At 64.5% G+C, this 12,036-nt stretch carries 12 protein-coding genes; 3 read left to right on the top strand and 9 right to left on the bottom strand.

Annotation, left to right across the window (positions count from 1 at the left end; genetic code table 11):
* Positions 1-12: 12 nt before the first annotated feature.
* The 9 genes from doeA to ehuR all read right to left on the bottom strand — a co-directional run bounded on the left by doeA (position 13) and on the right by ehuR (position 8,448).
* A complete protein-coding gene (gene doeA, locus D1012_RS14930; RefSeq protein WP_118153826.1) occupies positions 13-1,194 on the bottom strand; it encodes an ectoine hydrolase DoeA in 1,182 nt (393 codons plus the stop codon).
* 41 nt (positions 1,195-1,235) lie between these two features.
* Complete coding sequence (gene eutC, locus D1012_RS14935) at positions 1,236-2,219, bottom strand: ectoine utilization protein EutC (RefSeq protein WP_118153829.1); 984 nt, start codon at positions 2,217-2,219, stop codon at positions 1,236-1,238.
* On the bottom strand, positions 2,216-3,181 hold the full coding sequence (gene eutB / locus D1012_RS14940; protein ID WP_118153832.1) for a hydroxyectoine utilization dehydratase EutB: 966 nt from the start codon (positions 3,179-3,181) through the stop codon (positions 2,216-2,218). Before eutB ends, eutC begins: the two co-directional genes overlap by 4 nt.
* Entirely contained in the window at positions 3,178-3,942 is a 765-nt protein-coding gene (locus tag D1012_RS14945; RefSeq protein WP_118153835.1) for an aspartate racemase/maleate isomerase family protein, read from the bottom strand. Before D1012_RS14945 ends, eutB begins: the two co-directional genes overlap by 4 nt.
* Positions 3,939-4,598, bottom strand: a complete 660-nt coding sequence (ehuD, locus tag D1012_RS14950; RefSeq protein ID WP_118153838.1) for an ectoine/hydroxyectoine ABC transporter permease subunit EhuD — start codon at positions 4,596-4,598, stop codon at positions 3,939-3,941. Before ehuD ends, D1012_RS14945 begins: the two co-directional genes overlap by 4 nt.
* 1 nt (position 4,599) lies before the next feature.
* Positions 4,600-5,256, bottom strand: a complete 657-nt coding sequence (ehuC, locus tag D1012_RS14955) for an ectoine/hydroxyectoine ABC transporter permease subunit EhuC (protein WP_118153841.1) — start codon at positions 5,254-5,256, stop codon at positions 4,600-4,602.
* A 68-nt stretch (positions 5,257-5,324) separates the two neighbouring features.
* Positions 5,325-6,143, bottom strand: a complete 819-nt coding sequence (ehuB, locus tag D1012_RS14960; RefSeq protein WP_118153844.1) for an ectoine/hydroxyectoine ABC transporter substrate-binding protein EhuB — start codon at positions 6,141-6,143, stop codon at positions 5,325-5,327.
* Between the two features lie 25 nt (positions 6,144-6,168).
* A complete protein-coding gene (ehuA, locus tag D1012_RS14965) occupies positions 6,169-6,954 on the bottom strand; it encodes an ectoine/hydroxyectoine ABC transporter ATP-binding protein EhuA (RefSeq protein ID WP_118153847.1) in 786 nt (261 codons plus the stop codon).
* A gap of 108 nt (positions 6,955-7,062) precedes the next feature.
* Positions 7,063-8,448, bottom strand: a complete 1,386-nt coding sequence (ehuR, locus tag D1012_RS14970; RefSeq protein WP_118154087.1) for a MocR-like ectoine utilization transcription factor EhuR — start codon at positions 8,446-8,448, stop codon at positions 7,063-7,065.
* 58 nt (positions 8,449-8,506) lie between these two features.
* Between ehuR and D1012_RS14975 the strand changes: the two genes are divergently transcribed.
* The 3 genes from D1012_RS14975 to D1012_RS14985 all read left to right on the top strand — a co-directional run bounded on the left by D1012_RS14975 (position 8,507) and on the right by D1012_RS14985 (position 11,989).
* Positions 8,507-8,983 (top strand): Lrp/AsnC family transcriptional regulator, encoded by a 477-nt coding sequence (locus D1012_RS14975; protein WP_118153850.1) that lies wholly within the window; start codon positions 8,507-8,509, stop codon positions 8,981-8,983.
* A 119-nt stretch (positions 8,984-9,102) separates the two neighbouring features.
* Positions 9,103-10,596 (top strand): NAD-dependent succinate-semialdehyde dehydrogenase, encoded by a 1,494-nt coding sequence (locus D1012_RS14980; protein WP_118153852.1) that lies wholly within the window; start codon positions 9,103-9,105, stop codon positions 10,594-10,596.
* A 19-nt stretch (positions 10,597-10,615) separates the two neighbouring features.
* The gene (locus D1012_RS14985) at positions 10,616-11,989 is read left to right on the top strand and encodes an aspartate aminotransferase family protein (protein ID WP_118153856.1); all 1,374 of its coding nucleotides are present in this window, start codon (positions 10,616-10,618) and stop codon (positions 11,987-11,989) included.
* Positions 11,990-12,036: the final 47 nt, after the last annotated feature.

Consider the following 12,036-nt stretch of genomic DNA (forward strand, 5'->3'; position numbering starts at 1 on the left):
GTGCTCATCGGATCAGTCCTTTACAAACAGCTTGCGCGGCACGTTTGCCAGACATTCCACCCCGGTTTCGGTGATCAGAATGCTTTCGGTGATCTCCAGCCCCATATCCTCCAGCCACAGACCCGTCATGAAGTGAAAGGTCATGCCCGGCTTCAGCTCGGTCTTGTCGCCGGGGCGCAGCGACATGGTGCGCTCGCCCCAGTCCGGCGGATAGCTGACGCCGATGGGATAGCCGGTGCGGTTGTCCTTGATGATGCCGGACTTGGCCAGCACGTCAAAGAACCCGCGAGCGATGTCTTCGCAGGTGTTGCCCGGCTTTGCCGCCGCCAGCCCAGCCTCCATCCCTTCCAGCGTCGCCTTTTCGGCATCCAGAAAGGCTTGCGTCGGTTTGCCCAGAAACACGGTGCGCGACAGCGGGCAGTGATAGCGGTGATAGGTGCCGGCGATTTCAAAGAACGTGCCTTCGCCCGATTTCATCGGCTTGTCGTCCCAGGTCAGGTGCGGCGCCGACGCATCGCGGCCCGAGGGCAGCAGCGGCACGATGGCAGGATAGTCGCCTCCGAACGCCGCATCCCCCCGGATCCCCGCATCATAGATCTCGGCCACCAGATCGCATTTGCGCATGCCGACCTCGATCTTGTCGACGATCCGCGCATGCATGTTTTCCACGATCCGCGCGGCCTTGCGCATATAGGAAATCTCGGTCGGCGACTTCACAGCGCGCTGCCAGTTCACCAGTGCTGTCGCATCGGAAAAGCGCGCGTTCGGCAGGTGCCGGGTCAGGCTGGCAAAGGCGGCGGCGGTGAAGTAGTAATTGTCCATCTCGACCCCGATCCGCAGGCTGCCCCAGCCCTTGTCGGTCAGGATGCCCGAGAGGTAGTCCATCGGGTGCCGTTCAGTGCTTTGCACATAGTGATCGGGATAGCCGAGGATGTTTTCGTGCCGCAGGTAAGCGGTCAGCTTTGCCCCGTTCGCATCCTGCCCCCGGCCAAACCAGATCGGTTCGCCATGCGGCGGCACGATCACGCATTGATGGACATAGAACGACCAGCCGTCATAGCCGGTCAGCCAGTTCATGTTGCTGGGATCGGTGACGATCAGCAGCTCAATGCCTTTCGCCTCCATCGCGCGGCGCGTCTTTTCCAGACGCGTGGCAAATTCATCGCGGGAGAACCGCAAGTCCACGTCTGTCATTGGTCGTATCCTCCTGTGGGCCGTGCTGCCCGGGGTTTCTCTTAAACAGTAAAGCTCTGCCCTGCCCCGGCCGCGCGGGCGCGGGCGATGGCAAGGGCGGCAATCGCGGTGTCCTGAATGCCGGTGCCGGTCAGATCGGCCAGCGTGATGGTCGCAGCAGTCGCCTCAATCCGGGCGGTTCCGGCGATGATCTGCCCGAGTTCGGGAAAGCTGCGGTCGGCGGGGATGACCCCGGCGGCAATGGCATGGTGCAATTCGCCCAAGCTGCGGGTTTGTGACAGGCGGTCGGCGACATACTGCACCTGCGCCAGCAAGGCCGGGGAAATCTCGTTTTTATGCTCGGCGTCCGATCCCATGGCGGTGATGTGTTGACCGGGCTGGGCGCTGTGCAGGATCGGCGTCGTGGCGGGCGTTGTGGTCACGATCACATCGGCGCCCTCCGTCGCCTCAGTGACCGTGGCACAAGCCATCGCACTCAGCCCACGCGCCTCCAAGCGCTCACACAGTGCGGCGGCCTTGGCCTCGTCCCGCGCCCAGATGCGGAAACTGCGGATCGGCCGCACCATCGACAAGGCCACGGCCTGAAGCTCTGCCTGCATCCCCGCACCAAGGATGGCGGCGGTCGCACTGTCCGCGCGGCTGAGGTGGCGGGCCGCCACCGCCCCGGCAGCGGCGGTGCGCACATCGGTCAGATAGCCATTGTCCAGCAGCAGGGCCTGCACCAGCCCGGTTTGGGTCGACAGCACCACCATCATGCCATTGGTCGACGGCAGGCCAAGGGCGGGATTGCCGAAAAACCCCGGACTGATCTTGATCGCAAAATGGTCCAGACCGGGGATATAGGCGGTCTTGACGTCCACCTCGCCCCGGTGTTCAGGAATATCCAGCCGCATAATGGGCGGCATGGCGACCGGCGCGGTGGCCAGCGCGCGGAACGCCTCTTCGACACAGTCGATCGCAGCCATATCCAGCGGCACCAGTTTGCGCAGATCGGCTTCCGTCAGAATGGTGATCGGATCTCTCATGCAGACTGGCCTTTCATGATTTGGGCAAAGGTTTCCGGGGCGATATTGGCACCGGACAGAATGCAGACCGTGGCAGGCGCGCAGGCTACCCGCCCCGCCAGCAGGGCGGCCACGCCAACGGCGGCGGCCCCTTCCACGGCATCGCCGGTCACGCTGTGGATATGGCGCATGGCCGCTGCGATTTCGTCCTCGTTCACCAGCACAACGTCATCCAGCAGCGCGCGGCACATCGCAAAGGTCACCCGGTTGGCCAGGCCGATCCCGCCGCCCAGACTGTCGGCCAGCGTCGGCAGCTCCTGCACCTCGACCGCATGACCGGCGGCAAGTGACGCCGCCATTGCGGCCCCCCGCTCCATCGACACCCCGATGATGCGGGTGGCAGGTGACAGCGCCCGGATCGCGGCGGCAACCCCGGCGGCCAACCCGCCGCCTGACAGCGGGATCAGCACCACACCGGGCGCGGGGCAATCGGCCAGAATCTCCAGGCCCAGCGTGCCCTGCCCCGCGACCACATCGGGATGGTCAAAGGGCGGCACCTCGGTCAGCCCTTCTTGCGCCACGGCGCGGGTCACCTCGGCCATCGCCTCATCCTGACTTTGGCCAATGATGCGGACCTCGGCCCCAAGGTCGCGGATCGCCTGAACCTTGTTGTCCGGCACCAGGTGCGACAGGCAGACCACCGCCCGCCCGCCCGCAGCCCGCGCCGCATGGGCCAGCGCCCGGCCATGATTGCCGGTCGAGGCGGTCACCACCCCCCGCGCCAATTGGTCCGGCGACAGCGACAGAACCGCATTGGTGGCCCCGCGCAGTTTGAATGCGCCGGTGATCTGGCGGTACTCCAGTTTCAGCAGGCAGCCCGCCAACAGCGGATCGGCCAGCATCGGCGTGTGCCGGATATGGCCGCGCAGGCGCAGCGCAGCCCGCTCGATATCGTCAAGCGTCACAGCAAGCGGGGCGGTCATGGCGTGCCGGGAAAGGTCATGAGGTGACCGGGGGCCAAGGCCCCCGTCACCCCGCACAGCCGCGCCACCTGCCATGCCGCGGCATAGTTCGACGACAGCGCGGCGATGCCGGTTGCGGCTTCGATCCGGTCAATCACCGATGCCGCGCGTACCGCTGTGCAGGAAATGAACAGCGCCTCGGAGCCGGAGGCCACGGCCCCTGCGGCCAGTTCCACCAGATCATCCAGCGCGATGCGGGCCATGTCGCGGTCATCGGTCATGTTCAGGCAGGTAAAGCGGTCGATGCTCAGGCCCTCGGCCTCGAACATCGCGGCCATCGGGCGCGAGGTTTCAAGGGTATAGGGGGTCAGCACCGAAATCCGCCGCGCCCCCATCGCCCGCAGCCCGGCCAACGCGCCAGAAACCGGCGTCACCACCGGGCACCCCGGTTTGCCCTTGGCCACCTGCGCCCGCACAGCGGCATCGCCGATGCAGACCGAGGCCGAGGTGCAGCCGTAGATCACGGCATCCAGATCCTCGCCCGGCAGGATCAGCGCCGCACCCGATGCCAGATCGCCCTCCATCGCCCGCAGGGTTTCGGGCGTGACCGGATTGGCAAAGGGGATGCGGTTGACATAGACGCCGATTCCCGCCGGACACAGAATACGGGCATAATCCACCTCGGAGGTGTGATCGGTGGACAGGGCCACCAGCCCGACCCTATGCGCCACCGGGCGCGGGTCAAGGCGCGGGGCGTGCTGCGCGATATGAATGTCGGTCATTTTGCCAGCCTTCCGAAACGCTGTTCCAGCCACCGCAGGATGACAACGGAAATGAGGCTGATGGCGAGGAAAAACACTCCCACCAGAGTCATCGGTTCGATGTAGCGATAGCTGGAATTGGCGACCAGCTTGGCCTGATTCATCATTTCCAGCACGGTGATGGCGGACAACAGCGGCGTTTCCTTGAACAGGGCGATCAGATAATTGGCCAGCGCCGGGATCATCGGTGGCACTGCCTGCGGAATGATGACATGAACCCAGGTTTGGCGGGTGGTCAGATTGGTGGCCCGCGCCGCCTCCCACTGGCCACGGGCGACGTTTTCGATCCCGGCCCGGTACACTTCGGCGGTATAGGTGGCATAGTGCAGCCCCATGCCGATCACCCCGGCCACCAGTGGCGGCAGCAGGATGCCCGCGCCGGGCAGCACGTAAAAGATGAAGTACAGCTGCACCAGCAGCGGCGTGCCCCGGATGAACTCGACGAAAAACGACACCGGCCGCGCGATCAGGCGGTTTTCCGACCGCCGGGCGATGGCAAAGACCAGCCCCAGAACGGCAGCGACAAGGGCCGACAGCACGGTGATCAGCAGCGTCAGTTTCAGCCCCTGCAACAGCGCCGGAGTGATTTCGGCAACAAAATTCCAGTCCCAGTCCATATCAGCGCACCCCATCCAGACCGCGTGTCATCCGCCGTTCCAGCAGCCGGATGCCATAGGTGATCAGCATGGCCATCGCGAAATACAGGATCAGGATGGTCAGAAACGGAAACAACGTGCTGCCGGTCTGCGCGCGCACGACCTGCGCCTGAAAGGTCATGTCAGACAGCGAGATCAGCGACACCACTGCCGTTGCCTTCAACAGCTCAATCGCGTTGTTGCCAAAGGTCGGCAACATCAGCGGCAAGGCTTGCGGCAGGATCACATGGCGCATGCGGGCAAAGCGCGTCAGGTTCAGCGCGATGGTCGCCTCATACTGGTCTTTTGGCACCGACAGGATTGCCCCGCGCACCACCTCGGCCCCATAAGCCCCGACGTTCAGGCCAAGCGCCAGAACACCGGCCAGCAAGGGCGACAGGGTGATCCCGGCAAAGGGCAGCACGAAATAGACCCAGAACAGCTGCACAAAGATCGAGGTGCCGCGAAAGAACTCGATATACACCGTGGCCAGCCAGCGCACCGGGGCCACCGGGGCCAGCCGCGCCAGACCGGCGACAAAGGCCGCCACAAGCGCCAGCGCACAGCCCATCACCGTGAGCTGCGCCGTCACCAGCGCCCCGTGCAGGATCAGTGTCAGATAACCGGACCAGTCAGGCATGCGGAGAAAACCCTTGGAAAGAGGTGGGTGGCGCAGGGAACCGCGCGCCACCCGAAAAGGTCAGCAGATCACTCGCCGCACAGCTCGGCACGGCTGGTCGACATGGCCGCTGCGGCTGAGAAGCCGTAGGGTTCGACGATGGCGGCGAACTCGCCCGACTCTTTCATCTTGGCCAGTTCCACGTCAAAAGCATCGCGCAGGGCGGCGTCTTCTTTGCGGAACGCAGCACCATCACAATAGACCGGGGCACCGACGACCGGAGCCAGCATTTCAAGGTTCGGATCGGCGGCCTTGGTCATCAGGTCCGAGATCGACAGAACCGGCAGCGAATAGACATCCAGACGACCATCCTGCAGCATTTTCAGCCCCGACTGACCATCCGGCACCACGATCACGCGATCGCGCGGCACGCCCGCTTCCAGTGCCAGCTTTTCTTCGGTGCCACCACCCGGTGCGCCGATGGTGGCGGTGGGGTCGGCTGCGATATCGGCATAGGAAGTAAAGCCCTTGGGGTTGCCCTTGGGCAACAAAAAGGCTTCGGCATCGCAGAGCACGGGTTCGGAATAGGCGACGGCCTGACAGCGCTCGGGCTTCATGAACAGGCCTGCGGTGATGGCATCGTGCCGCCGCGCCTGCAGGCCGGGGATCATTGCGCCATATTCGCTGATCGACGCCACGACCTCTGGCACGCCTAGCCGTTTGAACACCTCGCGCGCCACATCGGGCGCGGCCCCGGATACCGAGCCATCAGCGGCGACGGCGGTAAAGGGCGGTTCGTTGGCAATGGCAATGCGGGCAAAGCCCTGCGATTTCAGGCTTTCCAGCGTGTCGGCCATCACGGCGGCGGGGGCCGCGATCAGGGCAAGGGTCAGCAATGTCTTTTTCATTCTTCGTCCTCTCTGTCGGTTTGGGTCAGACGCGGTGCCCTGCGGCGATGATCTTGCGCAGGAAAGTTTGGGTTCGTTCATGCGTCGGGTTGGTGAAAATCCGGTCGGGGGGGCCCTCTTCGACGATGCGGCCCTTGTCGAAAAACAGGACGCGGTCGGCGAATTCATGGGCAAACCCCATCTCATGCGTGACCAGCAGCATCGTCATGTCGGTTTCAGCGGCGAGCCGCTTCATCACCAACAGCACCTCTTCGACCAGTTCCGGGTCAAGCGCGCTGGTGACCTCGTCAAACAGCATGATGCGCGGCTTCAGGGCGAGGGCACGGGCAATGGCGACACGCTGTTTTTGCCCCCCGGAAAGCTGCGACGGCATCGCCTTGGCCTTTTCGGCCAGCCCGACCATATCCAGCAGTTCCATGGCGTGGGCTTCGGCCTTGGCCTTGGGTTCGCCTTTGGTCAGGATCGGGGCCAGTGTGATGTTGTCCAGCACCGACTTGTGCGGAAACAGGTTGAAGTGCTGAAAGACCATGCCGATATGGCGGCGCATATGGTGTAGATGCGCCTCATCCGCCGGGACTTCGCGGCCGCCTTTGGTCATGTGATAGAGCGGCTCGCCGCACACCTCGATCCTGCCGCCGGAGATGGTCTCAAGCGTCATCAGCATGCGCAAAATCGTGGTTTTTCCCGACCCCGAAGGCCCGATCAGCGCCAGTTTCTCCCCCGGCTTCACCTCAAAAGACAGCCCGTCCAGCACCTGCAAGGTGCCAAAGGATTTGTCGAGTTTTTGAATACGGATGATCGGATCGGTCACGCCTGCCCCCTTGGGTGGTTCGAGGGGCAGGATTAACGGGACATTAAATCATGTCAATTTTTAAATAATATCATGACAATTTTAACGGGTCTCATGCCATCTCAGCGCTCAGATCGTGGGCAAAAGCGCCTCTGGCGCGTCGCGCAACAGGGCCGCCACCACCGACAGCCCGCGCCGCAGATCTTCATGCCGGGTCGAGCCAAGCGAAATCCGAATCGCCTCGCCTCGCACCTTGTCGGAGGCACGGAACGCCCCGCCAGCGGCCACAGCCACGCCCCGCAGCCGCGCCTGTTCGACAAAGCGCTCCTCTGACCAGGCTTCGGGCAGACGCATCCACAGATGCAGGCTGTTGCCATGACACGCTGGCATCAGGCTGCCCAGAACATCGGCGGCAATGGTATGTCTGTCGCTCATCGCTTGCGCCTGCCAGGCGGCCAGCTCGGCCACCGTGCCATCGGTGATCCAATGCGACAAAAGATCCGCCATCGGCGGTGTTGCCATCCAGTTCACCACCAGATGCCGGTTCGCCACCGCCGAGGCATAGCGTGTCGGCGCGTGCAGATAGGCCAGCCGCAAGCCCGGCACCGTGATCTTGGTAAAGCCGCAGATATAGAGCGTGCGCTCCGGCGCCAGCGCCGCAAAGGTCGCCACCCGGTCCGGGATCATCACACTCAGAATGTCATTCTCGATGATGGCAAGGTCATGCCTGCGGGCCACCGCCACCAGCTCGGCCCGGCGGCTCTCTGACATCATGATTCCCAAGGGATTGATGACATTGGGCTGCACATAGACTGCGCGGATCGTGCCCTTGCGCGCCAATTCATCCAGCGCGCCCGGCAGCATGCCGCCGCCATCCATCGCCACTCCGTCGAGATGCAGGCCCAGATAGGTGCACAGTGGCTTCAGCGTGTGATGGGTCAGCGCGGCGGCGGCCAACCCCGCCCCCGGCGGCACAACGGCCATCACGGCGGCGGTGATCGCCGGGGTGGCGCCATTGGTCAGGGCAATGCCAGAGGCTTCGGCGGGAATGCCCTGCCGCATCAGCCAGTCTGCCGCCACCGCCCGGTGATGCGGCATCACCACATTGGGCCGGAACGACAGTGCAGAGGGGGCCGACATGTTTTCGGCCAGCCAGGCAAAGCCGTTGCGCAGACGGTTGAACTGCATTTCCTCGACCACCGGCTTCAGGATCGACAGGTCGATCACCTCGCCGGGGCGTTCGGGCAGATAGGGCTGGCGCGCCTCGGCCCCGTGATCCAGCACAAACGACCCCCGCCCCACCTCACCCGCGATCAGACCCCGGCGGATCAGCTCATCATAGGCGCGGCTGACGGTCTGCACCGACAGGCCAAGGGTATCGGCCAGCTTCCGGTGCGGCATCAGCCGCGCCCCCGCAGCCAGTGCGCCGGTTTCAATCGCGCGGGCAAATTGCTCTGCCAAAGACAGATAGGCAGGACGGGAAAGTGTGGCGGGGTCTGGCATCCAATGTGTCATGATTGCAAATCTGCGCAAAATCATGACAATCTGCAAACGAAGAATGACGAGGTGCCGCATGAAACTGGATGCCATCGACCTGAAGATCCTTGAGGCGGTCCAGCGGGATGGCCGGATCACCAAGCTGAAGCTGGCAGAAGTTGCAGGCCTGTCCCCCACGCCGTGCTGGCTGCGCCTGCGCAAGCTGGAACAGGCGGGGGTGATTTCGGGCTATCACGCCCGGCTGGCCCCCCGGCGAATTGCCCCCTTTGCCACCGTTCTGGTCGAGGTCACGCTGTCCAATCACCGGCAGTCGGATTTTGACCGCTTCGAGCGGGCCATCGCCGGAATGGAGGAGGTGACCGACTGCTGGTCGGTCGGCGGTAGTCTGGATTACATCCTGAAACTCATGGTCCGCGACATCGACACCTATCAGCGCCTGATCGACCGCATGCTGGCGCAGGACATCGGAATCGACCGCTATTTCACCTACATCGTGACCAGAACCGTAAAGGAAGATGCCCCGGTGCCGCTGGCGCTGTTTTCCGCGATGTAGAGAGACTCTCTACAACGGGCGCGCTGAGGCGGTATCCGGTCCATTCCCGCCCCCGTCTTTGGCCCCCTTCTCTGCCGGATCTGGCGCACCATGGCCCCAACCGGACAGGAGACCGCCAGATGAATGCCCAGATTCCCGTCACCTCACATCCCGCCTTGTCCCGCCTGACCGACCGCGCGTTGCTGCGCACGCTTGGCCATATCGGCGGGCGTTGGACGGCGGCACCGGATGCCGCCGATTTTGCCGTGACCGATCCGGCAACCGGAGCCTTGGTCGCCCGCGTCGCGGCGCTGGACGCCAGTGCCACCGATGCAGCCATTGCGGCGGCCACGGCCGCCTTTCCGGCATGGGCGGCGCGCCTGCCACAAGAGCGCGCCCGCATCCTGCGCCGCTGGGCCGCGCTGATGCTGGCGGCGGTCGATGATCTGGCGCTGATCATGACAATGGAGCAAGGCAAGCCGCTGGCCGAGTCGCGGGGCGAGATCGCCTATGCCGCCGAGTTTCTGGACTGGTACGCAGATGAGGCCCCGCGCATGAACGCCGAAGGCGTCACGCCGCATCTGGCCGATGTCGAGATGATCGTGCGCCGCGAGGCGCTTGGCCCGGTGGGGGTGGTGACGCCGTGGAACTTTCCCTCGGCAATGATCACCCGCAAGGTGGCGGCGGCTCTGGCGGCGGGCTGCACGGTGGTGGTGCATCCTTCGGCAGAAACCCCGCTGTCGGCGCTGGCTCTGGCCGAGTTGGCGGAGCGGGCCGGGCTGCCGGACGGGGTGATGAACATGGTTCCGGGCGATGCCGCACCAATCGTCGGCCAGATGTGCGCCGATCCCCGGCTGCGCGCGATGTCCTTTACCGGATCGACCGGCATTGGCCGCAGAATCGCGGCGCAATGTGCGCCCACGATGAAGCGGCTGGTGATGGAGTTGGGCGGCCATGCGCCGCTGATCGTCTTTGCCGATGCCGACATCGACCGCGCGGTGCAGATCACGATGGACGCGAAATTTGCCACCTCCGGCCAAGACTGTCTTGCCGCCAACCGCATCTATGTGGCGCGCAGCATCCTTCCCGCCTTCACCGAACAGCTGGCCGCCCGCATCGCTGCCCTGCGGGTTGGCCCCGGCCTGGACCCTGCGTCGCAAATCGGCCCGCTGATGCACGATCGCGCGCTGGCAAAGGTGGCCGCGCAGGTCAAGGATGCCGTGGCGCGCGGTGGACGGGTGCTGGTCGGCGGGGCGGCGCACCCAGATCTGGCGCTGGCCTATAGGCCCACGCTGATCGTGGACGCCCCCGATGACGCGCTGATCCACCGCGAGGAAACCTTTGGCCCGGTCGCCTCGGTGATGGCCTTTGACACCGAAGCCGAGGTGATCGCCCGCGCCAATGACACCGACTACGGGCTTGTGGCCTATGTTGTCACCCGCGATGGTGCCCGCGCCTTGCGGATGTCACGCGCGCTTGAATTCGGGATGATCGCCGTCAACCGTGTCAAGATCACCGGCGGCCCGGTGCCCTTTGGCGGCTGGAAACAGTCAGGCTTGGGGCGCGAAGGCTCGCGCCACGGGCTGGAAGCGTTTACCGAACTGAAATACCTCTGCATCGACACCGCCGCCTGAGCGCGGGAAAGGACCAATCATGCTTGACCGCGACAATGATCTGAACGCCTGGGATCGTGACCATTTCTTCCATCCCTCGACCCATATGGGCATGCATGCGCGCGGCGACACGCCGCGCCGCGTCATCGTCGGCGGTGAGGGCTGCCACATCGTCGACGCCACCGGCAAACGCAGTCTGGATGCCTTTGCCGGGCTCTACTGCGTGAATGTGGGCTATGGCCGGACCGAAATTGCCGATGCCATTGCGGAACAGGCGCGCGAACTGGCCTATTACCACGCCTATGTCGGCCACGGGACCGAGGCAAGCATCACGCTGGCGCGGATGATCATCGAACGCGCGCCCGAGCATATGAGCCGGGTCTACTTCGGGCTGTCGGGGTCGGATGCGAACGAGACCAACATCAAGCTGATCTGGTACTACAACAACATTCTGGGCCGCCCAGAGAAGAAAAAGATCATCAGCCGTTGGCGGGGCTATCACGGGTCTGGCGTGATGACCGGCAGCCTGACCGGCCTGTCGTTGTTCCACGCCAATTTCGACCTGCCCCGCGCCCCGATCCTGCACACCGACGCGCCCTATTACTTCCGCCGCGAAGACCGCTCGATGTCCGAGGAACACTTCAGCGCCCATTGCGCCGCCCGGCTGGAAGAGATGATCCTTGCCGAAGGGCCCGACACCATCGCCGCCTTCATCGGCGAGCCGATCCTTGGCACCGGCGGCATTGTGCCGCCGCCACAGGGCTATTGGGCGGCGATTCAGGCGGTGCTGAAAAAGTATGATATCCTGCTGGTCGCGGATGAGGTGGTGACCGGGTTTGGCCGTCTGGGCACCATGTTCGGGTCGGTGCATTACGGGATGGAGCCGGATCTGATCACCATCGCCAAGGGTCTGACCTCGGCCTATGCGCCGCTGTCAGGGTCGATCGTGTCGGACCGGATGTGGCAGGTTCTGGTGCAAGGGTCCGATCAGCTTGGCCCGATTGGCCACGGCTGGACCTATTCCGCCCACCCGATCTGTGCCGCCGCCGGGGTGGCAAACCTGAAGCTGATTGACGAGATGGGCCTTGTGCAGAACGCGGGCGAGGTCGGGGCCTACTTCCGCGCCGGTCTGGCCGATGCGCTGGCCGGTCACGCCAATGTCGGCGAGGTGCGCGGCGATGGGTTGATGGCTGCGGTCGAATTTGTCGAAGACAAGGACGACCGGCGCTTTTTTGACACGGCGCGCAAGGTCGGGCCAGCGGTCGCCGCTGCCCTGCTGGAACAGGGCGTCATTGGCCGCGCCATGCCGCAAGGCGACATCCTCGGCTTTGCCCCGCCGCTGTGCCTGACCCGCGACGAAGCGGATGTCGTCATCAAGGCGGCGGATAAAGCCGTGCGCGCCGTTCTGGGCTGACGACATCGGGTTCATGACATCCCCGCGCGCCGGGCAACCGATTGGCG

The organism is Pseudotabrizicola alkalilacus (assembly GCF_003443995.1).
Classification (GTDB): Bacteria; Pseudomonadota; Alphaproteobacteria; order Rhodobacterales; family Rhodobacteraceae; genus Pseudotabrizicola; species Pseudotabrizicola alkalilacus.